This is a genomic window from Rhodococcus pseudokoreensis, assembly GCF_017068395.1.
Classification (GTDB): domain Bacteria; phylum Actinomycetota; class Actinomycetes; order Mycobacteriales; family Mycobacteriaceae; genus Rhodococcus_F; species Rhodococcus_F pseudokoreensis.
Window position 1 is genome coordinate 3,416,497 of record NZ_CP070619.1, and the last position, 22,496, is coordinate 3,438,992.

Consider the following 22,496-nt stretch of genomic DNA (forward strand, 5'->3'; position numbering starts at 1 on the left):
TCTACCAACCGCGGGCACCGACCGAGCCTGCCCGAGGAGTCGTACCCACCCTGATCAGGGTGTCGAGCGAGGATACGAGCTGGTCGGGACCTGCCGGGTGTGCGGCGGCGGGATCGTGCGGGCCGATCAGGTAGCGGCCGTCGCCGGCGATGTCGATCCACTGCATGACGCCGACGTCGCGGCCGGTGCCGTACCGGGGGCCGCGGAAGACTCGGATCTTGCCGCGGCCGGCGTATCCCTTCTGCACGGCGGATTCGAGTCGCGGGACAGGAGCCGCCCGGTTGACCTCCTGCAGGATTCCCTGGGAGAAGTGGGCGTCTTCTTCGTCGCGTCGCTGGAACCGGCGCCTGCCGGCGGCGTTCTGCGGGATGAGGCCGACCAGTTGCGCGCCCAGTCGTCCGGCCTGCCCGGCGCCGATCACGACGTCGCCGCCGATCCGCGGTGCCCGGCCGGGGAGTTGTGACGCAATCACGACCCACTGCCGGTGCTGCGCACCGATGATGCGGATCGGGGTCTCGTCGGCGGTGGAGCCGGAGATCTCGACGTACACCTCGGGCTCGGCGAGCACACCCAACGCCGACTTCACGTCGTCGTGCTCGGCTCCCGCGAAGGCTTCTCGTATCCGGTTCTGCTCTGCCACATAGGCGTTGAGCCCGGGATGTGCGCTCACGATCCGGAACGGGTACGGGATGCGGTCCTGCCCGGTGCCGGCCCACAGCGCGTCGAACAGTTCGGGACGCAACCGCCAATTGCGCATGCTCATGCGCCGATCACCGGCGGCGAGACGAGGGGCAGCTTGCCGATCAGTTCGTTGCCGTTGTCGAGGGTGATCAGGTAGTCGGGCGTTTTGTGTTCCTTGTCCTCGCCGCCACCCTTGGCCGCCCCCGGGGCGCCGCCCATCATTCCGCCGCCCGGGCCGGTGCCCCGCATCCCCGCGCCGGTGCGACCACCAGCTGCAGCTCCCGCGACCCCGGGCGGCATGGAGCCCGGCCGGGCTACGGCCCCCGCCCGGCTTCCGGCGCCGACTCCGCTCGCGCTTCCGAGCCCGCCGACGCCGAGTCCGCCTGCTCCGGCGCCCCCGCCCGCACCCGCACCCGCACCCGCGGATCGTGAGCCGACGCCCGAGGACGAATCGGCGCCCGGCGGCACGGCCGATCGGCTCTGGGCTGCCTGATCACCCGTTACCGAGGCCGGAGCCGTCGCCGCCGGTGCGGTGGCCGACGACGGTGCGGTGTCTGCATTCTGCTGAGTGCCGTCCGCTGCGGGAGTACCGGGCAAAGCGGATGCGTCACTGTCGGGTGCGGCTCCGGAATTCGGCTGGCCGGCGCTCGGTCCCCCGAAGCGATCGCTCGAGCTGGGGGTGCCGCTCGAGTAGTCGACGCCCGGCGCGGACGGACCCGAAGGAACATCGACGATGCTCTCCGGTCTCGTGAACGACGGGACGTTGCCGTCCGAAGTCGCGAGCCCCGGGTTGTAGATCGTGGCCATCTTCTCGCGCGCCTCGCCCTCGCGCCGGTAGTACTCGTCCTCGGTGTCCGTGTCCCACGGCGTCAGCTTGTCCCACAGTCCGGTGCCGATGGTTTCGGGGACCTGCGACCGCAGCGACGCGACGGTCTCCGCCAGTGGGGTCAGCGCCGCCGCCACTCCGTGGAGTTGATCCCGTGCCTCCGGCGCGGACGTCGAGTACCGCTCGGTCTCGGCGTAGGCCGCCGACGCGGCAGCCCCCTGCCAGCTCTCGCCGATCGTCTTCTTGATCGCGTCGCTGAACTCGACGATCGCGTCGTGGGCCGTCGTCCCCAGGCCGGTCCAGGCTCGCGCGATGCCGCTCACGTGCTCGACGTCCATGCCGGCGACGGCGCTCGCGATCCGCGCGTGGTCCCACTGGTCCGAGTGGAAGTTCTCGGGATCCTTGATGTATGCCGGGTCGGTCACGTTTCCCCCTCCGATGGCGCGGTCCGCCACACACGGTCAATTGTTCTGACGCAGCAGGACCCTCACCGGTTCCGCCCGCCCCCGCGAGAGAATCTACAAGACGGCCCTCGGAACCCTAATATCGAATATGTGCCGGCAATCGATCTGAACAGCGACCTCGGCGAGAGCTATGGCGCCTGGACCCTCGGCGACGACGTCGCGATGCTGAAGCTCGTGACCAGCGCCAACGTGGCCTGCGGTTTCCATGCGGGCGATCCCGCGACGCTGCTGGCGTGTTGTTCCGCGGCGTCCGAGTTGACGGTCCGGATCGGCGCGCAGGTCGGCTATCACGACCTCGCCGGGTTCGGCCGCCGGTTCATCGACGTCACACCGCGCGATCTGACGGCCGACGTCGTCTACCAGATCGGCGCCCTCGACGGTCTCGCCCAGGTTTCCGGGTCCGCGGTGGCGTACGTGAAACCGCACGGCGCGCTGTACAACGCGATAGTGCATCACCGCGAGCAGGCCCGCGCGGTTGTTGCGGCGGTGACCGCGTACGACGACACGCTTCCGGTTCTCGGTCTGCCCGGTTCGGTGTTCCTGGAGGAGGCCGAGAAGGCCGGACTGCGGACGGTCACCGAGGCATTCGCGGACCGCGCGTACACCCCAGAGGGAACGCTGGTGCCCCGCGGGACGGACGGCGCGGTCCTGCACGATCCGGCGGTCGTGGCGGAGCGGGTCCGTCGACTCGTCGTCGATCACACCCTCGAAGCGGTCGACGGCACCATCGTCGCGGTCACCGCCGAATCCGTCTGCGTCCACGGCGATACCCCCGCCGCCGTCGAGATGGCCAGCGCCATCCGGTCGTTGCTCGACACCGAGGGCGTCACGGTGGAGCCGTTCGTGTGATGCGCATCCTCGACGTCGGAGAAAGCGCGATCCTCGCCGAGTTCGAGGATCAGGGCACCGTGCTCGCGCACTTCCGCGCTCTGGACGACTCCCGGCCGCCCGGTGTCCGGGAGGTGACACCGGCGGCACGCACCATTCTGGTGCGGTTCGACCACGGCGCGACCAGCCGCGACCGCGTCGCCAAGTGGGTGCGGACGACGGAACCGGCGGCGGTTGTCGCCGAGGACGCCCCGGAGGAGGTCCGGATCGCCGTGCGCTACGACGGACCCGACCTCGAGGACGTGGCCGAGCTGACCGGTCTCGGAGTCGACGGCGTCGTCGAAGCACACACCGGAACGCCGTGGACGGTGGCGTTTTGCGGTTTCGCCCCCGGTTTCGGGTACCTCACCGGCGGCGCACCTGAATTGCACGTGCCGCGTCGCGCGACGCCCCGGACCTCCGTCCCCGCCGGGACCGTGGCGCTCGGAGGGGAGTTCACGGGAATCTATCCCCGCTCCTCGCCCGGCGGATGGCAGCTCATCGGGACCACGGACGAACCGATCTGGGATGCCGGGCGCACTCCCCCTGCCCTGCTCCGTCCCGGTGTGGTGGTGCGCTTCGCACCCGTGAGTACTTATTAACGTCGGGCGGTTAACAAGTACTCACAGGTCCAGGACCAGGCGGTCACCCCTCGCCCGGGACACGCAGATCATCATGCTGTTGCACTGCGCGCGTTCGCTTTCGGTGAGGAGGTCGTCGCGGTGGTCGATGTCGCCGCCGAGGACCTTCACCTCGCAGGACCCGCAGATACCCATCTCGCAGGACGACGGGTGGTCGATTCCGGCGTCGCGGACCGCTTCGAGCACCGTCTGGTCGGGGCGCACGGCGACGACCTTCTCGCTGCGCGCCAGTTCGACCTCGAACTCTCCGCTCGACTCGACCGCGGGGGCGGCCGCGGCGAACCGTTCGAGGTGGAGGTCGCCGGCGCGACCCGCCTGCGACATCCGTTCCACCAGCGCATCCATGAGCGGTGTGGGCCCGCAACAGTAGACCGCGGCCCCCGACGAGGACGCCACGACGGACTCCAGATCGAGGTGACCGTGCGTGTCCTGCGGCACCAACTGCAGCGCGGACGGGTCCAGTTCGCTCACGAACGCGAAGTGCTCGGCGGTGCGCGCGCCGTACACCAGTTCCCAGGTTCGACCGCGCCGCTGCACTTCGCGGATCATCGGCAGCATCGGGGTGATGCCGATGCCGCCGGCGACGAAGACGTACCGGTCCGCTTCTGCCAGTGCGAAGTTGGAGCGCGGCCTGCCGATCTCGATGAGCCGGCCGGGACGCAGTTCGCGATGGACCTCCACCGAACCGCCCCGGCCTGCGGGCAGTTCGAGGACGGCGATGCGGTAGCGGGACGTGTCGGCCGGGTCGCCGCACAGCGAGTACTGCCGGATCGTGCCCGACGGCAGGTGCACGTCGACGTGGGCGCCCGGCTCCCAGGCGGGCAGCGCGGCGCCGTCCGGGTGCGCGAACTCGTATGAGGTGATCGACTCGGCCTCTCGGCGGGCTACGACCACGCGCAACCGAAGGGTGTGCGTATCAGACGAACTCGTTGACATGACTGCCGTCCTTGACGCGGTTCATCAGCTCGGTGAACGAGCGCCGGTAGTTGAGGGTGAACAGATCGGCAGGCACGGAGAATTCCTGGAACTCCGAATCCCAGGGGATTTCGCGGGGTTCGATGAATTCGACGATCGGGATGTCCTCGAGGTACACCATCTCCTCGACGCGCAGGCATTCCTCGAGGTCCGCGCCCCGGTAGCCGACCTCGTTGGCGACGCCCCAGAAGATCTTGACGTGCTCGTAGTCGATCGGCGAAGGGAACCCGGCGACGATGCGGCGTCCCAGCTTCTCGTAGTGATACGTGATGGACGCGAGACCCGGTGCGGAGCAGCGGTACCGCATCATGCAATTTCCGTCGTTGGCCCAGTCGCCGGAGCCGGCGTCGAGGGGCCGGTCCATCCAGACGTCGAGGCCGTCCCTGTTGACGCTCAGCGGTTCGACGACCTCCGGAGTCGGGCCCATCGACACCTTGTGGACGAACGGGAAGTGTGCGACGTCGCGGAAGTTCTCGATCGTCACCCCGACCCCGACAGACGAGTCGATGGGTTCGGCGGCAAGCCATTCGAGGTCGAGGCCCTGCCATTCCTCGATCTCGTACATGTCGCGGATCGGGTCCTCGAGCACCGTCCAGACGTGGCCGAACCGTTCGACCGCGGGGTAGGTGGCGATCGAGGCGCGCGGCGGGATCTTGCCCTGATCCGCCAGGGAAGGGATGCGGCTGCAGCTGCCGTCGGTGCTGGAGAACTCCCAGCCGTGGTACGGGCAGCCGATCGAATTCCGGTGCACTTCACCCATGGACAGGTCGCCGCCGCGGTGCGGGCAGCGCCGGGACTGCACCGAGACCCGCCCCTCGCCGTCGCGGTAGATCACCAGGTTGACGCCGAGAAGTGTGGCCGTCTGGGGCTTGTCGAGGTCGCAGAGGCGTGCGACGGGGAACCAGGAGCGACGCATCGACGCTTCGGCCAGTTCACGTTTGGTCGGGGTGGGGATCGAGGTGGTCACGAGGGTCCTTTCGGGGAGTTCAGGCGCCGACGACGAGCGCTCCACCGTTGACCGCGAGGGTCTGACCGGTGATGAAGGCGGCTCCGTCGGAGGCGAGGAAGGCGACGGCCGCGGCGATTTCGTGGGCGTCGCCGAGACGGCCGAGGGGGACGGCGGCGAGTTCTTCGGCGTAGACGTCGTCGGGGACCATCCGGGTGTGGATCGCGCCCGGGGCGACGGCGTTGACGAGGATCTTCTGCGAGACGAGTTCGGAGGCAAGGGCCTTCATCAGCCCGAGTTGCGCGGTCTTGGACACCATGTAGCCGTAGGAGTGGCCGTCCGGCACCTGCCCCCACTGCGAGGAGATGAAGATGACGCGCGGCGCCTCGCTGCGGGCGAGGAGCGGCGCGGCGGCCCGGGTGACGGCGTACGGCCCGAGGACGTTGACATCCAGGTAGGGCCGCAGGTTCTCGACGGGTGTGTCGCCGAGGGTCTTCCAGTCGTGCATGATGCCGGCGTTGTGGACGAGGATGTCGAGGCGACCGAAGTTGTCGTTCGCGACGGCGACGACTCGCTCACCCGCGTCCGGCGCGGTGACGTCCAGTTCGAGGCATTCGACGCGGCGGCCGGTGCTGTCGCGGATCTCCTTGGCGACCGCCGACAGTTCCGCGGCGTCGAGATCCGCGACGATCAGGTCGGCGCCGCGGGCCGCGAGGGTGCACGCGTGTGCGGCGCCCATTCCCCGGGCGGCGCCGGTGACCAGTGCGACGCGGTCGTCCAGCCGGTCACCCGGAATCGCGGTGAGACTCATGCCCCGGCCCCCACGATGTGCGGCTCGGTGACGTACAGCATGTTGCCGTCGGGGTCGAAGAACGGGCGGTACTGGTACCAGGTGCCGCTGGGATGCTTCCACTGGATCCGTTCGTCGACCCATTCGACCCGCCCGTCGAGCGCGGCCACGGCCTCGTCGAGGCTGTCGACCTCGAACGCAATCGAGTCGTAGCCGGGCGCGTTGTCGGGGTTGACCGCGGTGCGGCGCGGCGCATGTTCGCCCACTTCGGATTTGAAGATGTACAGCGTGACGTTGCCCATGTCGATCGCCGCCCACTCCTCGTCCTTCTCGTACGGAAGGTGGAAGGGGAGCCCGAGGACGCCGTGGTAGAACTCCACCAGGGCGTCGACATCGCGCGTGAGGATGTCCATGTTGTCGATGCGCTTCAGTTTCAGCACAATGTTCTCCTTGGTCGGTGCCGCGAAATCGGCGGGAATGGTGCAGGGACCACCGGAATGGGCGGTCAGGGTGCCGTTCTCGACGTCGAGCGAGACGGTGGCGAGGGTTTCGAAGCGTGTCGACTCCGGCAGGGTGGGGTCGACGTGGCAGCACGTCGCTCCGCCGCCGAGCAGGTGCGACGTCATCGCCTCGACAACCGCGGGTGCGTCGACGTCCGGTCTGCCGGCCAGTCGACGGCGGAGCATGTCGAACCGGATCACGGTGTCCGGTCCGTCTCGGAGTTCCTTGTCGTGCAGGTTCGCCGGGCTGCTGAGGAAATGGTTGGTGTGGACGAGGAGGCCGTCGGGGTCCGGCAGGGCATACCCGATCCCGCCGGGGTTGAGTTCGACGCTCACGGCGGCGGATTCACCGCCGGTGCTCGCGACGAGTGTCAGCGACGTCGACGCGGACACCTCCGCCTGGGCGAGCCGGACGAGCGCGTGGTTGAGGTCGCGCGACTCGTCGAGCACGGCACGGGCGAGCACGTGCACCGGGACGCCGATCCCGTTTCCGTCCCCGGTGTGGTGGAGGATGTTGAAGTGCACGCCGAGGCCGCGGTCGTTGACGCCGATCTTGCCGACGATGCCGTATTCGGTGACGGTGGTGGTCAGGTGACCGTCGTCGTGCGGGATCTCCCAGACGAGCCACAGGTCGGCGAGTTCGGCGAACCAGTCCCATGCCTGGACGGAAACCGGCGGCGCCCCGTTCCGGAGCCGGACGACCGTCGAGCACTCGCTCGGCGTGGCCGAGCCCACCGCCGCAAGCACTTCGGTGCGGGCATTGATCGCGGCGACCGCGGTCACCGGCAGACCGGAGCCGTCCGCGATGCCGGCGATCTCTTCGGCCAGTGCGGGTGCGGCCGCCGTGATCCGCTCGAGGGCGAGAGTCCCCCAGTGGTCGAGGTCGACCACCGAACCGGCGGCGCGGTCGAACAACCGCTGGTACGCCGCCACGGACGCACCGACCTGTTCCGCGTGGGTGCTGCCGAATTCGTGTCCACGATCCCACGGCCGGGCCTGGGTGGACCGGAACCGGCGGGTCACGACGCCACCCGCAGCCGCGGCGACACCAGTTCGGCGACCTCGTCGAGGCGGGCGAACCACACGTCGGCGGATTCGGCCATGTGCGCCACCACCTGCTCGAATTGGGCGAGCCGGTAGGGGCGTCCGATGACCTCGGGATGCATGGTGAAGCTGGTGTGCCTGCGTTCGGCGCGGGCCGACTCGAATTCGGCTGTCCAGCAACGACGCAACTCTTCGGGGTCGGCGACGTTGCCACCGCCGTCGATGTTCCAGCCGAAGCGCGGCCAGTCGTCGAGCGACCAGTGGACGGGCAGTTCGAGGATCTCGAGGCCGTCCCACGACTCGACGTACGGGCGGTCGTCGCCCATACAACTGGAGTCGTAGAGGAATCCGCGGTCGACGAGCAGTCCGAATGTCTCGGGGGTGAGTTCCCAGGACGTGGAGCGGTATCCCCGCGGCCGCGGGACGCCGAGCCGCTCGAGAGCTTCGAGGCCCCTGTCGATCTCGTCGATCTGCTGCTGCTCGCTGACCTTGTCACTGCGCAGGTGCAGGTGTCCGTGGTGGCCGATCTCGTGCCCCGCGTCCAGCAGGCTCTCCACCATCGCGGGATGGTGCTGCGCGGTATGCCCCGGGACGAAGAACGTGGCCGGGATGTCGTAGCGGCCGAGCAGGTCGAGGATGCGCGGCACTCCGCGCGTGACGCCGTAGCGACCCTCGGACAGGATGGTCAGACGGCGTGCGTACTCGTCGCCCTCCCCGAGCCAGCCGGCCTCCGCGTCGACGTCGAAGGTCAGCGACACTGCGGCGGCCTTGCCGCCCGGCCAGTCTGCGGTGGGAAAGTCCTGAATCGTCAAGACACGCTCCTCTGATTGCGCCGCTTCGGCGGCGGGTGGGACCCGATGCTGCGCATTTCGGCATCCAATGGCGATTGATTCAACGCTTTGCGTGTTGCAGACCACATTAACAGCACGCAAACCGGCACACAACCCTAGAATTGCTAAAACTTTGCGTCGAACTCCGTCGTCCCTGCTGCGCATTGCGCAGCGTCAGTCGCCACTCTGCGGTTCACCGTCCCGCAGCGCCGCATAGGCAGCCGGGCTGCGCACCGGACAACACGAAGGCGGCACCTCGACGCCATTGTCGAGGTGCCGCCTTCCGGCGTGGAACCTGGTGCGTTACAGCAGGGTCCAGGCTTCGGTGAGGACATTGCGGAGGATGGTTTCGATCTCGTCGAATTCGGTTTGCCCGCAGATCAACGGGGGTGCGAGCTGGATGACCGGGTCGCCGCGGTCGTCGGCCCGGCAGTACAGGCCGGCGTCGAACAGGGCGGTGGAGAGGAACCCGTGCAGGATCCGCTCGGCCTCCTCATCGCTGAACGACTCCTTCGTGGCCTTGTCCTTGACCAGTTCGATGCCGTAGAAGAAGCCCTCCCCGCGTACGTCCCCGACCATCGGCAGATCGGTGAGTTTGTCGAGGGTGGCCCGGAACGCCGGCGCCTGCTCGGCGACGTGCGCGTTCAGGCCTTCGCGTTCGAAGATGTCCAGGTTCGCCAATGCGACCGCGGCGGAGACCGGGTGGCCGCCGAAGGTGTAGCCGTGCGCGAACATCGACGTCCCGTCCGCGAACGGTGCGAACAACCGGTCGGAGGCGATCATCGCCCCGATCGGCGAGTACCCCGACGTCAGGCCCTTGGCGCAGGTGATGATGTCGGGGACGTACCCGAAGTCCTCGCACGCGAACATCGACCCGATCCGCCCGAACGCGCAGATCACCTCGTCCGAGACCAGCAGCACGTCGTAGTCGTCGCAGATCTGCCGGACCCGTTCGAAGTAGCCGGGCGGCGGCGGGAAGCAGCCGCCGGCGTTCTGCACCGGTTCGAGGAAGACGGCGGCGACGGTGTCGGGTCCCTCGAATTCGATGGCCTCGGCGATCCGGTCGGCGGCCCAGATCCCGAACGCCTTCGGATCGGCGCCGAGGGGGTCGGGGGCGCGGTAGAGGTTGGTGTTCGGGACCCGGAACGCGCCGGGGGTCAGCGGTTCGAACGGGGCCTTCAACGCGGGGATGCCGGTGATCGCCAGCGCGCCCTGGGGGGTGCCGTGGTAGGCGATGGAGCGGGAGATGACCTTGTGTTTGCCGGGTTTGCCGACCCGTTTGAAGTACTGTTTGGCCAGTTTCCAGGCGCTTTCGACGGCCTCGCCGCCGCCGGTGGTGAAGAACACCCGGTTCAGATCGCCGGGGGCGTAGCCGGCGAGGCGTTCGGCGAGTTCGATGGCCGGTTCGGTGGCGTAGGACCAGAGTGGGAAGAAGGCGAGTTGTTCGGCCTGCTTGGCGGCGGCCTCGGCGAGCTCTAGGCGGCCGTGCCCGGCCTGGACGACGAACAGCCCGGACAGCCCGTCGAGGTAACTCTTCCCGGTGGAGTCGAAGATCCGGGCGCCGTCGCCGCGGGTGATGATCGGCGGGGTGATGTTCTCCCCGTGCCGGGAGAAATGCCCCCACAGGTGGCGCGCGGCCGAGCGTTCGAGTCCGGTGGTGGTTCTTTCGGTGACTGCAGTCATCGTAGTCCTCAATTGTGTTTCGGTTCAGTCGAATTCGGACCGGTCCAGCTTCAGTGGCCGAATCCGGGACGATCGCCTCGACAGGTCGTCGAACGCCGAGGTCCGATCCGGCATGCGTCAATCGTGACGCCTCGAGCCGACGAATTCAAGTAGTTACGGGATAAATGTTGACGCAATGCGCAGAAAATATCGGGGTTCTTTGACTGAATTCGTGGCAGCGGGTAGCCAACACGGGTGCGCTCTTCTACTGTGGGTGCACCTTTTCGTCGCCCCCGTCTTGGAGTGATCTCATGACCGTCTCGGTCCCTTTTCCGCCGTCCACCTCGCTCGACCTGCCGCCCACCGTGCCCGGCTGCTGGATCTCCGGATGCCCGGCCGAGGGCTCGGGTGCCGTCCACCGGATCATCGATCCGGCGACGGGCACCCCCGTCACGACGCTGACCCTCGCGACCGCGGGGGACGTCGACGCCGCCGTCCGGTCGGCGCGTGCCGCCTTCCCCAGCTGGTCGGGTGCCGCCCCGGCCGAGCGAGCGGCAGTCCTCACCACCCTTGCCCGTGCACTCGAGCGCGACGCGGAACTGTTTGCCCGCGAAGAAGTCGCGCAGACCGGCAAGGCGATCCGGCTCGCTCGCGAGTTCGACGTCCCGGGCAGCATCGACAACATCGACTTCTTCGCCGGAGCCTCCCGCAATCTCGAGGGCAAGGCCTCGGCGGAGTACTCCCCCAATCACACATCGAGCATCCGGCGTGAGGCCGTCGGGGTCGTCGGGTCGATCACGCCGTGGAACTATCCGCTGCAGATGGCGGTGTGGAAGGTGATCCCGGCACTGGCCGCCGGGTGCACGGTCGTCCTCAAACCGAGCGAGCTCACTCCCCTCACGACGCTGCGTCTCGCCCGGCTGGCCACCGAATCCGGGCTGCCCGACGGCGTGTTCAACGTGGTGACGGGCACCGGCGCCGAGGTGGGCGCCGCGCTCGCCGGACACCGCGGAATCGACGTGCTGACCTTCACCGGGTCGACCGCCGTGGGCCGCACGGTGATGGCGCAGGCGTCCACGAACGGCACCCGCGTGCAGCTCGAGCTGGGCGGCAAGGCCCCGTTCGTCGTGTTCGAGGACGCCGATCTCGAGGCGGCCGTGCACGGCGCGGTGGCGGCGTCGCTGATCAACGGCGGCCAGGACTGCACCGCGGCGACCCGCGCGATCGTGGCGGACTCGCTGTACGACGACTTCGTCGCCGGTGTGGCCGCACTGATGGAGCGGGTGGTGGTGGGCGATCCCTACGACCCGGACACCGACCTCGGATCGCTGATCACGCTCGCGCATCGCGACCGGGTCGACGGCATGGTGCAGCGCGCCCGCGCCGCCGGCTTCCGGATCGTGACGGGCGGATCCGCCCCCGACCTGCCCGGAGCGTTCTATCTCCCCACCCTGATCGCCGACGTCACCGAAGACGCGGAGGTGTATCGCGACGAGGTGTTCGGACCGGTGCTCACCGTGAGCCGCCATTCAGGCGACGACGACGCGATCCGCCGCGCCAACGACACCGACTACGGTCTCGCCGCGTCGGCATGGACGAAAAACCTGTACCGCGCGCAGCGCGCATCACGGGAGATCGACGCGGGATGCGTGTGGATCAACGATCACATCCCGATCATCAGCGAGATGCCGCACGGCGGGGTCGGCGCGTCCGGCTTCGGCAAGGACATGTCGACGTACTCGTTCGAGGAGTACCTGACCGTCAAGCACGTCATGAGCGACATCACCGGTGTGTCACGGAAAGCGTGGCACCGCACGGTGTTCGGCGCGGCGCAGTAGGACTACTCCTTCGAGGGCGTGCCGTACCGCAACTTGTGCACTTTGCAGATCGAGATGGTCTCCGTGGTGCGCACGCCCTCGATGGCGCTGACGTGCTGATTGAGAAAGGCCCACAGTTCGGCGTTGTTGGCGCTGCCGACCTCGGCGCAGATGTCGCTCCGCCCCAGCAGCGTCGAGACGTACGTGATCTCGGGCATCTCGGTCAGCGTGTCCACGACGGCCTGGTGCCTGGCTGGGTCGACGGTCAGGAACACGAGAGCCAGTTGGGAGTCGCCGAGCCGTTCGGGATCGGCGAACGCGACGATGCGCAGGATGTTCAGGTCCTGCAGACGCTTCACGCGGGCCCGTACCGTCGCCTCGGACGAGCCCAGGTTGCGGGCGATTTCCCGGAACGCCCGCCGCCCGTCGTCCTCGAGTTGCCGCAGGATCGCGCGGTCCAGTTCGTCCAGAGTGTGCTGAGACATGGACCGACTCTATCCAGAACGACGAGATCAGTGGCGTTGCGGGCACAAATGGCTGCATTTCGTGGATGTTAAACACCGGTGAATACGCATTGCGAGGACAATTTCGTCTTGTGCGACGCATTGCGCGGTGTTAGTGTCTTGAATCACATACTTGCGGCGGCCCGTCGGCCTCCACCCCACTCGACTCGAGTCGCCGAGGGCCGCATTCTGAATACACACACTGCGCCGACAAGGCCCAGAACTGGAGAATCCCGTGAGCTTGCACGATTCCTTCGCCGACGACCACACCTATGAGAAGAACCTGCGGTGGTGGGACGGCTTCACCATCAGCCTCTCCATCCCGGCCGCACTGTTCGTCGGCATGGGCTACGCAATCGGCCTGATCGGCGCCTGGACGACGCTCGTCCTCCTCGGCGCCGTCGCCGTCCTGGCGTGCCTGCAGAATTTCATCTACTCCGAGATGGCCAGCATGTTCGTCGACAAGGTCGGCGGCATCTCCATGTACGCCCATCAGGGCTGGCGGACCCGCTCGACCCTCGTCGGTCCGCTCGCGACGTACGGCTACTGGTTCTCGTGGTCCAGTTCGCTGGCCATCTACGGCCTGCAGATCGGGAAACTGGTCCAGGCCGAGTGGTTCCCCGAACAGACGTGGACGTTCTCCACGGGCCTGGCCACCATCGGACTACCCCACGTCATCGCGCTGGGCGTGCTGTTCATGGGCTGGGGACTGAACGTCCTCGGGATGCGTCCCGCGATGTGGCTGATGTACGCGACCGGCGCCCTCGTCCTCGTCCCGATCGTCGTCTTCGCTGCCGCTCCGCTCCTGTCCGACAGCTGGTCGATGAGCAACCTGCACTGGGACATCGCCGCCAGCGGTGAAGCGGGCTGGCGCACCGCGATCGCCTGGATGTTCGTCCTCGCCTGGTCGGTCTACGGCATCGAGGCGGTCGCTTCATTCGTGCCGGAGTTCCGCGACACCATCCGGGACAGCCGAATTGCATTGCGACTGGCCGGTTTCTTCGTCATCGCCGTCTACATCCTCGTCCCGTTCGGCGTCGGCGGACTCGTCGACCAGGCGGACGTCGCCGAGAACCCCGTCTCCTTCTACCTGACCGTGTTCGAGAGCCTGTTCCCCGGCGGCGACATCGTGATGGCGATCTGCCTCATCGCCGGCCTCGTCCTCTTGATGGTGATGACCACCGCCGACGGCGGACGCGTCCTCCACGGCAGCGCCCGGGAGGGGCTCACCGTCAAGCAACTCGGTGAGCTCAACCGCTTCAAGGTTCCGGGACGCGCGATGTCGCTGGATCTGCTCGTCAACGTCGTCCTGATCCTGTTCGTCGGCGAGGCCCTCGCCGTCATCGTCGCCGGCATCGTCGGCTACCTCATCTGCCACATCCTGTCGCTGACCGGCTTCCTCAACCTGCGCCGCGACGAACCGGACGCCCATCGCCCCATCAAGCTCGGCAAGCAGTGGGTGTACATCGCCGGTGTCCTCGTGGTCGTCGACACGATCATGGTCGTCGTCGGCGCTCTCAGTGCCTCCATCACCGGCTACGGCAGTACGAAGGAACTGATCGTCGGAGTCTTCGTCCTGTCACTGTCGATCGTGCTGTACGCCTACCGGCGCGTCGTGCAGGACGGTCAGCCGTGGGTCTGGAAGGAACCGGCGTCCGCCGTCGAGGCCGATTTCGTGCCCGACGACGAGGACGACGCCCCCACCGCCGATCCGGCACGCACCCTGTAAGACCCCCACCCGGGCGAATGTACCTCTCGACGCGATGACAGCGCCGAGAGGTACATTCGCCCCTTTTGTGTGTGGAATCAGTGCCCGTCCGCCATGGACCGCACGTGGCGCGCCGCGACCGACAGCGACGCGAGGTCGTGGGTGGACGCGGCGTCGATCTCGCCCAGCGTCCGTCGAGCACGCTCGATCCGCGCCCGATTCGTGCTCTCCCACAGCAGAATCCGGGAGTCCGCCGAATCCCCGGGTTCGCCCGAAGACAACACGTCGCGGGTCAGGAGCCGGACGGAGCGGTACAGGTCGTCACGCAGCGCCACCCGGGCGAGCGTGTGCCACCGTTCACCCCGCGGAAGCGCCGACACCTTGATCAGCCACCGATCCACACCGAGGTGATCGGAAAGCGCGAAATAGAGCGGCGCCACCTCCGCGACGTCGTGGTCCAGTTCGCGGGCGACGTCGGCGATGTCGAGCAGGCTGAACCGGTAGAGACCGTCCGCGATACGACGGGCGATGGACGTCTCGACGCCCGCCTCGTCGTAAATGCGCCGCGACTCCTCCATCGCCAGCGCCTCCGCGCCGCGCAACCATCCGCCGACGTCACCGGAATGCGTGTGGACGGCGCGCCGGAAGTCGTCGATCTCGGCGTCCACCGACAGCGGCTGACGCCGGTTGGCGAGGAACCACCGCGACGCCCGGTCGAGCAACCTGCGGGCCTCGACGACCAATTCGTACTCCGTCGCCGGCGGCAATTTCGCCGCGGCGATGTCGGACCAGAGTTCCGCGAGCCCGAACACTTCCGACGTGATGACGAACGCGCGCACCACATCCGCGGGCCCGACCCCGGTCTCTTCGCGCAACCGGTGCGCGTAGGTGAGCCCGCCGCGGGCGAAGATGTCGTTCACGATCTCGGTGGCCAGGATTTCCTGGCGGAGGGGGTGCGCGTCGACGGGGAGGACGGAGCGCAATGCGGCCGGGAAATACCCGCCGAGCCGTCCGGAGAAGTACCCGTCGGTGAAGACGTCCGAATCCTCCAGTTCCGCTTTCAGATCCAGCTTGGCGTGCGCGAGGACCGTCGCGAGTTCCGGTGAGGTCAGCCCAAGCCCCGCCTCCGACAGTTCGGTGAAGCCGTCGGCGGTCGGCAGCGCCTCCAGTTCGCGGTCCAGACCGCGTTTGTCGACCAGATCGTTCACCATCCGTGCGTGCACGTCCACCATCCGGTGGGCGTTCGACCGGGCGTCGCCGAGAACCCGGTTCTGTGCTCGATTGTTCGCGAGGACGAGTTCCGACACGTCGTCGGTGAGCGTCCCGAGCAGGTCCGAGCGCCGGACCGGGTCGAGCCGCCGGTCGACCGGCAGCGAGTCGAGCAGGATCTTGATGTTCACCTCGTGGTCCGAGCAGTCCACGCCGGCCGAGTTGTCCAGTGCGTCCGTGTTGACGCGTCCACCCGTGCGGGCGAATTCGATGCGGGCGAGTGCGGTCAGGCCCAGGTTGCCGCCCTCGGCGACGGCCCGTGCACGCAGCCGGCCGGCGTCGATCCGGACGTTGTCGTTCGCCTTGTCGCCCGCGTCCGTGTGCGACTCCGACGAGGCCTTGACGTACGTCCCGACGCCGCCGTTGAACAGCAGATCCACCGGGGCGGCGAGGATGGCGCGGATCATCTCCGGCGGCGTCAACGTCGTCACCGACGGCGCCAGTCCGAGCGCAACCCGCATCTGGCTGCTCACCGGAATCGACTTGCTCTCCCGCGACCACACACCCCCGCCCTCACTGATGAGGGCCCGGTCGTAGTCGGCCCACGACGACCTCGGCAGCTCGAACAACCGGCGGCGTTCCTGCCAGGCCTGCTCGCGGCCGGGAGCGGGATCGACGAAGATGTGCCGGTGGTCGAACGCGGCGACCAGGCCGATGCCCGACGTCGCCAGCATGGCGTTTCCGAACACGTCGCCACTCATGTCACCGATCCCCGCCACCGTGAACGGGTCACCGTCGACGTCGATTCCGAGTTCGGCCAGATGCCGGGTGACGCTCACCCAGGCGCCCTTCGCGGTGATGCCCATCTTCTTGTGGTCGTAGCCGACCGAACCGCCGGACGCGAACGCGTCCCCGAGCCAGAAGTCGTATTTCCGGGCCACCTCGTTGGCGGCATCGGAGAACGTGGCCGTGCCCTTGTCCGCCGCCACCACCAGGTAGGGGTCGTCGCCGTCGCGGCAGACGACGCGGTCCGGGTGCACCGATTCGGCTGTGTCCGAACGGTTGTCGGTGACGTCGAGCAAACCGGAGATGAACTGCCGGTAGCAGTCCAGGCCGGTGGACGACGGATTGCGCACGACGAAACCGCCCTTGGCGCCCGCGGGCACGATCACGGCGTTCTTCACCGCCTGCGCCTTGACGAGTCCGAGGATCTCGGTGCGGTAGTCGTCGGGTCGGTCGGACCAGCGGAGGCCACCGCGCGAGACGGGTCCGTATCGCAGGTGCACACCCTCCATGTCCGGTGAATACACGAAGACCTCGTAGAACGGCCGCGGCCGCGGAAGCTCGTCGATCTCGCCGGAGCGGAATTTCAGCGACAGCTGGGGCCGCGCCGGACCGAGCGCTCCGTCTCGATAGAAGTTGGTGCGGGTCGTCGCCGAGACGAGATTCACGTACGCGCGCAGGATCCGGTCGGCGTCGAGGCCCTCGACCTCCTCGAGCAGTGATTCGACCGTGGCTCGGCGGGTTTCGACGTCGTCGGTGGAATGCCCGCGCGGATCGAAGTGCGCGTGGAACAGACCCACGAGCGCAGACGCGAACTCCGGGCGCGACAGCAGCACCGCCTCGATCCGGCCCTGGTCGTAGGGCAGAGCACTCTGCCGCAGAAAGCGTGCGTAGGCGCGCACGAGCACGACCTCCCGCCAGTCCAGGCCGGCGGCCAGCACCAGCACGTTGAACCGATCCGCCTCCGCCCGGCCCGACCACATCGCCCGAAACGTCTCCACGACGGCCTCGGGTTCGACGGACCCCGCGGCCATCGCGGACGCGACGAGCGGTCCCGCGGACACCCGGAAGTCGTAGAGCCGGCACACCAGACCGTCGGCGCGGCGGAATACGGACGTCCGCTGGTCGTCGACCTCGAGGTCGAGACTTCCGAGAAGGCGGAGCACCCGCTCGAGCGACACGGTCGAGCCGCCACTGTAGAGCGTGACCCGGAACTGCGGATTCTCACCGGTTCCGGCGGTGTCGACGTGCAGGTCGAAGGCGTCAGCGGTCAATCGGTCGAGGATGGCGACGTCGGGAACCGGCGGCCGATCCCGTTCTTCGACATAGCCTTCCGGCAAGGACGGGGCGAGCGTGGACGTAATCGAGCTCATAGATTCTCTCCGTTGAGATCCGGGCGCCGAGTGGTTGTCGTGGAAATGAGAAAGATCCGCCCCGCGGGCGCCATTGACCGCGGGACGGATCGAGTGTCGGGACACGGGTGTGTCGTCGGACGGGGTGTGTCAGGAGTTGCGGTGTGCGTCCGCGATGTCGAGAACCGAGTCGAGGATCGCAAGACCCTCACGGACCTCGGCCTCGGTGACGGTGCACGGCGGCACCGCGTGAATGCGGTTGAAGTTGGCGAAGGGCAGCAGTCCACTTGCCTTGCACGCCGCGATCACCTCGTTCATCGCCGGACTGGACGCACCGTACGGGGCGAGCGGTTCCTTCGTGGCACGGTCGGCGACGAGTTCGATCGCCCAGAACACGCCGAGCCCGCGGACTTCACCGATCGACGGGTGCCGGTCGGCGAGGCCACGCAGTCCGGGACCGAGAATCTCGCTACCGATCCGGGCCGCGTTCTCGACGATCCGCTCGTCCTCCATCGCAGTGATCGTCGCGACCGCGGCGGCCGTGGCCAGCGGATGTCCCGAGTAGGTGAGTCCGCCCGGATACGGCCGGTTCGCGAACGTCGCCGCGATCTTCTCGCTGATCGCGACACCGCCGAGCGGAACGTAACCGGAGTTGACGCCCTTCGCGAACGTGATCAGGTCGGGTACGACGCCGAAATGGTCGATCGCGAACCACTTTCCGGTCCGGCCGAACCCCGACATCACCTCGTCGGCGATGAACACGATGCCGTAGCGGTCGCAGATCTCGCGGACGCCCGCCATGTAGCCGGGCGGGGGCACCATGATCCCCGCGGTTCCGGGAACCGATTCGAGCACGATCGCCGCGATCGAGTTCGGCCCCTCGAGACGGATCAACTGATCGAGGTGCTCGAGCGCGCGCTCGGTTTCCTGCTGCTCGTTCTCCGAGTGGAACTGCGAGCGGTACAGGAACGGTCCGTGGAAGTGGACAACTCCGCTGTTGCCGTAGTCGTTGGGCCAGCGGCGCGGATCTCCGGTGAGGTTGATCGCGGTGTCCGTGCCACCGTGGTACGAGCGGTAGCGGGAGAGCACCTTGTACCGGCCGGTGTGCAGGCGGGCCATCCGCACGGCGTGCTCGTTGGCGTCGGCGCCACCGTTGGTGAAGAACACCTTGTTCAGATCGCCCGGCGTCCGTTCGGCGATCAGCCGCGCGGCCTCGGAGCGGGCGTCGTTCGCGTACTGAGGTGCGATGGTGCACAGCTTCGCGGCCTGGTCCTGAATGGCGGCAACGACTTTGGGGTGCTGGTGCCCGATGTTCGTGTTGACCAGCTGGGACGAGAAGTCCAGCATGCGGTTCCCGGCACCGTCCCACACGTATGAACCCTCGGACGCGAGGATCGTCATCGGTGTGATCTGCTCCTGCGCGGACCACGAGTGGAACACGTGCGCGCGGTCGAGCGCGTAGGTGCGCTCACCCTCGGCACGGGCCGCGTCGAGGGGCTGACCGGTGGGCAGGAGTTCCTGGGAGACTGTCGTCGTCATGACCGTGGGTCCTTTCCTGCTCAGTTGTTCTGGGGGAAGCCGAGGTTGATGCCACCGTGGCTCGGGTCGAGCCAGCGACTGGTGACGACCTTGCCGCGGGTGAAGAAGTGCACACCCTCGGCGCCGTGCGCGTGGGTGTCGCCGAATAGCGAGTTCTTCCAGCCACCGAAGGAGTAGTACGCCGTCGGGACGGGGATGGGGACGTTGATGCCGACCATGCCGACCTCGACCTCGTTCTGGAACCGCCGGGCCGCGCCGCCGTCGTTGGTGAAGATGGCGGTGCCGTTGCCGAACGGGCCGGAGTTGATGAGTTCCAGGGCCTCGTCGTAACTCTCGACGCGGATCACGGACAGGACGGGTCCGAAGATCTCGTCGGTGTAGACGGACATGTCGGTGGTGACGTGGTCGATCAGGGTCGGTCCGAGCCAGAACCCGTCCGCCCCACCGTCGGGCTGCACGGTCCGGCCGTCCACGACGATGGTGGCGCCGGCCGCCTCGCCGGCGTCGATGTAGGAGGCGACCTTGTCGCGGTGCACCTTCGTCACCAGCGGTCCCATATCGGAGTCCCTGGTGCCGTCGCCGATCTTCAACGTGTTGGTGCGCTCTTCGATCTTCGCGACCAACTCGTCGGCGATGTCCCCGACCGCAACCAGCGCGGAGATGGCCATGCAGCGTTCACCGGCGGAGCCGAAACCGGCGTTGACCATGGCGTCGGCCGCCAGATCCAGGTCGGCGTCCGGGAGGACGATGGCGTGGTTCTTCGCCCCACCCAAGGCCTGGACGCGCTTGCCGTGGGCGGTACCGGTGGCGTACACGTACTGGGCGATCGGGGTGGATCCCACGAAGCTGATGGCCTTGACGGCGGGGTTGGTGAGAAGTTCGTCGACGGAGGTTTTGTCACCCTGCAGGACGTTGAACACACCCGCGGGCAGTCCGGCTTCGGCCCAGAGTTCGGCCATCCAGATGGCGGCGGTCGGGTCCTTCTCCGAGGGCTTCAACACCACCGTGTTGCCGGCGGCGATGGCGACGGGGAAGAACCACATCGGGACCATCGCGGGGAAGTTGAAGGGGGAGATGATCGCGACCGGGCCCACGGGCTGGCGGATCGAATGCACGTCCACGTTCGTCGACGCGTTTTCGGTCATGCCGCCCTTGAGCAGGTGCGCAATGCCACAGGCGAATTCGACGACCTCCTGGCCGCGGGACACCTCACCAAGGGCGTCCGAGACAACCTTGCCGTGCTCAGAGGTGATGATCTCGGCGAGCTCACCCTTGCGCTCGTTGAGCAGTTCCCGGAACTTGAAGATGATCTGTGTCCGCTTGGCGAGGGAGGTGTCACGCCATCCGGGGAACGCCGCCGCAGCCGAGTCGATGACCGCGCGGGCGTCCCCGACACTGGCCAACGCGACCTCACCGGTGACGGCACCGGTCGCGGGGTTGGTGACCGGTGCGGTGTTCCCGCTCGTGCCGGCGAAGCTCTTGTTGTCGAACCAGTGCGAGATGATCCGGCCTTCGCCGGAGTGCGAGATCGTTCGGGTCTGCGCGGCGCCGTCGCTGTGTGTCATGAAATGGGTGTCCTTACCGAGAGAGCGGATACCGGGGCGATCCGCACGGATCGCGTGATGCCTCCACTCTGGTCCGTGAACCAGCCCCCAGACCCCGACGATCTGTATAGCAATCCGCCTTCTGATTTACACTGCGTAAATGCTGCCCACGATCGTAGACATCCTGGCGCTCCCGGTCGTCCAGGCCGGAACGCCGGAGGTGATCGGCGGCGGACCACTCGACCGGCCGGTGCGGTGGGTGCACGTCAGCGATCTACCCGACCTGTCGAACCTCCTCCAGGGCAGCGAACTCGTCCTCACCACCGGGCAACCCCTCGCGGACGACTCGTCGAGCGTGGAATACCTGGAAGGACTGGCCGCTGCGGGCGCGGCGGGACTCGTCGTCGAACTGGGTGTCCATGTCGACACCGTCCCGGACGGGGTGGCACGCGCGGCCGACCGACTGTCATTTCCCGTGATCGCGCTGCACCGTCAGATCAAGTTCGTCGAGGTCACCGAGGCAGTGCACCGGTCGATCGTCGCGGAGCAGTACGAGGAGGTCGCGTTCGCACGGCACGCCCACGAGGTCTTCACCGACCTCAGCATGAAGCGGGCGTCGCTCGGCGAGATCGTCGACGCCGCCGCCGGCATGCTCGGCGCCCCGATCGTGCTCGAAGACCTCAACCGGCAGGTGCTGGCGTTCGCGGCGCAGGGCATCGCGACGGCGGACCTTCTCGCCGAGTGGGAACGCCGGTCGCGGCTCACGCCCGTGTCGCATCAGACCGCGGTCGACGGTCCCGAGTCGTGGACGACGACGCCCGTCGGCGCACATCGTCAGGAATGGGGACGACTCGTCGCCCCCCGCCCCGTCGCCGCGGAAGGTCGCGCGCGGATGACCCTCGAACGCGCGGCCCAGGCGCTCGCACTGCATCGCATGGTCGAACAGGACCGGACCGCGCTCGAGCAGCAGGCCCAGAGCGGGCTCATCGACGAACTCCGCCGCGGACGCATCCAGGACGAGGCGGAGGCGACCGCACGCGCCCACGCACTCGGTCTCCGGCCTGCACTGACCTACCTGCCGATGACGGTCCGGGTAAGCGAAACCGCAAGCGCCGACCAGGTTCTGGCGCAACGACGCCGCGTCACCATGCTCGACGCCGTGCGTCACGCGGTCCGGACGTCGCGGCAGACGGCACTGACCGCGAACACCCGGGCCGGGCAGATCGACCTGCTCCTGTCCCATCCGCCGGCGTCCGCACCCGGTGCGCTGCCCGAACTCTGTCGGGCGATCCGCGCCGCACTCACCCGACTCGACGGCGTCCTGCACTGCACGATCGGCGTCGGCCCCGAATCGACCCGACTACTGGACGCCGCGGGCGGCCTCACGGAATCCGCGCACATCGCCGACGTCGCGCTGTCGTTGCCACCGGACGACAAGGCCTTTCACCGGGCAGCCGACATCCGGTTGCGCGGGCTCCTCGCCCTCATCCGGACCGATCCGCGGGTGCAGGCGTTCGCCGAAACCGAACTCCGCGGCTTGCTGGAGCATCGGGCGCGTCACGGCGGCGACAGCGTCGACGTCCTGCAAAGCTTCCTCGAAGTCGGCGGCAACAAGACGGAACTCGCGAAGCGGCTCCACCTCTCCCGACCCACGCTCTACGCGAAGCTGGCCACGATCGAGCGCCTGCTCGGTGTCGACCTCGACGACGCCGAGTCCCGGACGTCGCTGCACACGGCGATGCTGATCCTGCAGCTCCGCCGCCCGTGAGTACTTATTAACCGCCCGACGTTAATAAGTACTCACGGGGCGGAGCC

General features: G+C 67.9%; 17 protein-coding genes. 5 read left to right on the forward strand and 12 right to left on the reverse strand.

The window, feature by feature from the left end:
- Window position 1: 1 nt before the first annotated feature.
- Window positions 2-763 (reverse strand): ESX secretion-associated protein EspG, encoded by a 762-nt coding sequence (locus tag JWS13_RS20710; RefSeq protein WP_206007292.1) that lies wholly within the window; start codon window positions 761-763, stop codon window positions 2-4.
- The gene (locus JWS13_RS20715) at window positions 760-1,932 is read right to left on the reverse strand and encodes a PPE domain-containing protein (protein WP_206007293.1); all 1,173 of its coding nucleotides are present in this window, start codon (window positions 1,930-1,932) and stop codon (window positions 760-762) included. The genes JWS13_RS20710 and JWS13_RS20715 overlap by 4 nt, the downstream gene beginning before the upstream one ends.
- 129 nt (window positions 1,933-2,061) lie before the next feature.
- Between JWS13_RS20715 and JWS13_RS20720 the strand changes: the two genes are divergently transcribed.
- Both JWS13_RS20720 and JWS13_RS20725 read left to right on the forward strand, forming a co-directional pair.
- The gene (locus tag JWS13_RS20720; protein ID WP_206007294.1) at window positions 2,062-2,820 is read left to right on the forward strand and encodes a LamB/YcsF family protein; all 759 of its coding nucleotides are present in this window, start codon (window positions 2,062-2,064) and stop codon (window positions 2,818-2,820) included.
- A complete protein-coding gene (locus JWS13_RS20725; RefSeq protein ID WP_206007295.1) occupies window positions 2,820-3,440 on the forward strand; it encodes a 5-oxoprolinase subunit B family protein in 621 nt (206 codons plus the stop codon). The genes JWS13_RS20720 and JWS13_RS20725 overlap by 1 nt, the downstream gene beginning before the upstream one ends.
- Window positions 3,441-3,461: 21 nt before the next feature.
- Here the strand turns inward: JWS13_RS20725 and JWS13_RS20730 are convergent, their stop codons facing one another.
- The 6 genes from JWS13_RS20730 to JWS13_RS20755 all read right to left on the reverse strand — a co-directional run bounded on the left by JWS13_RS20730 (window position 3,462) and on the right by JWS13_RS20755 (window position 10,247).
- Entirely contained in the window at window positions 3,462-4,415 is a 954-nt protein-coding gene (locus tag JWS13_RS20730) for a PDR/VanB family oxidoreductase (RefSeq protein ID WP_206007296.1), read from the reverse strand.
- Entirely contained in the window at window positions 4,396-5,421 is a 1,026-nt protein-coding gene (locus tag JWS13_RS20735) for an aromatic ring-hydroxylating oxygenase subunit alpha (protein WP_206007297.1), read from the reverse strand. The genes JWS13_RS20730 and JWS13_RS20735 overlap by 20 nt, the downstream gene beginning before the upstream one ends.
- 19 nt (window positions 5,422-5,440) lie before the next feature.
- Window positions 5,441-6,211 carry an SDR family NAD(P)-dependent oxidoreductase gene (locus JWS13_RS20740; RefSeq protein WP_206007298.1) on the reverse strand — a complete coding sequence of 257 codons (771 nt, stop codon included), beginning with the start codon at window positions 6,209-6,211 and terminating at the stop codon, window positions 5,441-5,443.
- Window positions 6,208-7,713: a C45 family autoproteolytic acyltransferase/hydrolase gene (locus JWS13_RS20745; protein ID WP_206007299.1), complete on the reverse strand. Its 1,506-nt coding sequence runs from the start codon at window positions 7,711-7,713 to the stop codon at window positions 6,208-6,210. The genes JWS13_RS20740 and JWS13_RS20745 overlap by 4 nt, the downstream gene beginning before the upstream one ends.
- Complete coding sequence (locus JWS13_RS20750) at window positions 7,710-8,546, reverse strand: polysaccharide deacetylase family protein (RefSeq protein ID WP_206007300.1); 837 nt, start codon at window positions 8,544-8,546, stop codon at window positions 7,710-7,712. The genes JWS13_RS20745 and JWS13_RS20750 overlap by 4 nt, the downstream gene beginning before the upstream one ends.
- A 321-nt stretch (window positions 8,547-8,867) precedes the next feature.
- Window positions 8,868-10,247 (reverse strand): aspartate aminotransferase family protein, encoded by a 1,380-nt coding sequence (locus JWS13_RS20755; protein ID WP_206007301.1) that lies wholly within the window; start codon window positions 10,245-10,247, stop codon window positions 8,868-8,870.
- Between the two features lie 290 nt (window positions 10,248-10,537).
- Between JWS13_RS20755 and JWS13_RS20760 the strand changes: the two genes are divergently transcribed.
- A complete protein-coding gene (locus JWS13_RS20760; RefSeq protein ID WP_206007302.1) occupies window positions 10,538-12,064 on the forward strand; it encodes a gamma-aminobutyraldehyde dehydrogenase in 1,527 nt (508 codons plus the stop codon).
- Between the two features lie 2 nt (window positions 12,065-12,066).
- Here the strand turns inward: JWS13_RS20760 and JWS13_RS20765 are convergent, their stop codons facing one another.
- A complete protein-coding gene (locus JWS13_RS20765; RefSeq protein ID WP_160095411.1) occupies window positions 12,067-12,528 on the reverse strand; it encodes an Lrp/AsnC family transcriptional regulator in 462 nt (153 codons plus the stop codon).
- Between the two features lie 253 nt (window positions 12,529-12,781).
- On the opposite strand from JWS13_RS20765, the gene JWS13_RS20770 reads away from it, so the two are divergent.
- Entirely contained in the window at window positions 12,782-14,275 is a 1,494-nt protein-coding gene (locus JWS13_RS20770) for an APC family permease (RefSeq protein WP_206007303.1), read from the forward strand.
- A 77-nt stretch (window positions 14,276-14,352) separates the two neighbouring features.
- On the opposite strand, the gene JWS13_RS20775 is transcribed toward JWS13_RS20770, so the two are convergent.
- From JWS13_RS20775 to JWS13_RS20785, 3 genes are all read right to left on the reverse strand, one after another.
- Window positions 14,353-17,619 (reverse strand): NAD-glutamate dehydrogenase domain-containing protein, encoded by a 3,267-nt coding sequence (locus JWS13_RS20775; RefSeq protein ID WP_206007304.1) that lies wholly within the window; start codon window positions 17,617-17,619, stop codon window positions 14,353-14,355.
- A 129-nt stretch (window positions 17,620-17,748) separates the two neighbouring features.
- Window positions 17,749-19,137, reverse strand: coding sequence for an aspartate aminotransferase family protein (locus tag JWS13_RS20780; RefSeq protein ID WP_206007305.1), 1,389 nt, complete (start codon window positions 19,135-19,137; stop codon window positions 17,749-17,751).
- A gap of 20 nt (window positions 19,138-19,157) precedes the next feature.
- A complete protein-coding gene (locus JWS13_RS20785) occupies window positions 19,158-20,702 on the reverse strand; it encodes a CoA-acylating methylmalonate-semialdehyde dehydrogenase (protein ID WP_241032258.1) in 1,545 nt (514 codons plus the stop codon).
- Window positions 20,703-20,841: 139 nt separating this feature from the next.
- On the opposite strand from JWS13_RS20785, the gene JWS13_RS20790 reads away from it, so the two are divergent.
- Complete coding sequence (locus JWS13_RS20790; RefSeq protein ID WP_206007306.1) at window positions 20,842-22,449, forward strand: PucR family transcriptional regulator; 1,608 nt, start codon at window positions 20,842-20,844, stop codon at window positions 22,447-22,449.
- The last annotated feature ends 47 nt before the right edge of the window (window positions 22,450-22,496 follow it).

Bases quoted from the DNA above. Each gene is read 5' to 3' on its own strand.
- JWS13_RS20790 (WP_206007306.1), top strand. From the start codon at position 20,842: ATGCTGCCCACGATCGTAGACATCCTGGCGCTCCCGGTCGTCCAGGCC.
- JWS13_RS20785 (WP_241032258.1), bottom strand. From the start codon at position 20,702: ATGACACACAGCGACGGCGCCGCGCAGACCCGAACGATCTCGCACTCC.
- JWS13_RS20780 (WP_206007305.1), bottom strand. From the start codon at position 19,137: ATGACGACGACAGTCTCCCAGGAACTCCTGCCCACCGGTCAGCCCCTC.
- JWS13_RS20760 (WP_206007302.1), top strand. From the start codon at position 10,538: ATGACCGTCTCGGTCCCTTTTCCGCCGTCCACCTCGCTCGACCTGCCG.
- JWS13_RS20730 (WP_206007296.1), bottom strand. From the start codon at position 4,415: ATGTCAACGAGTTCGTCTGATACGCACACCCTTCGGTTGCGCGTGGTC.
- JWS13_RS20710 (WP_206007292.1), bottom strand. From the start codon at position 763: ATGAGCATGCGCAATTGGCGGTTGCGTCCCGAACTGTTCGACGCGCTG.
- JWS13_RS20725 (WP_206007295.1), top strand. From the start codon at position 2,820: ATGCGCATCCTCGACGTCGGAGAAAGCGCGATCCTCGCCGAGTTCGAG.
- JWS13_RS20755 (WP_206007301.1), bottom strand. From the start codon at position 10,247: ATGACTGCAGTCACCGAAAGAACCACCACCGGACTCGAACGCTCGGCC.
- JWS13_RS20740 (WP_206007298.1), bottom strand. From the start codon at position 6,211: ATGAGTCTCACCGCGATTCCGGGTGACCGGCTGGACGACCGCGTCGCA.
- JWS13_RS20775 (WP_206007304.1), bottom strand. From the start codon at position 17,619: ATGAGCTCGATTACGTCCACGCTCGCCCCGTCCTTGCCGGAAGGCTAT.
- JWS13_RS20765 (WP_160095411.1), bottom strand. From the start codon at position 12,528: ATGTCTCAGCACACTCTGGACGAACTGGACCGCGCGATCCTGCGGCAA.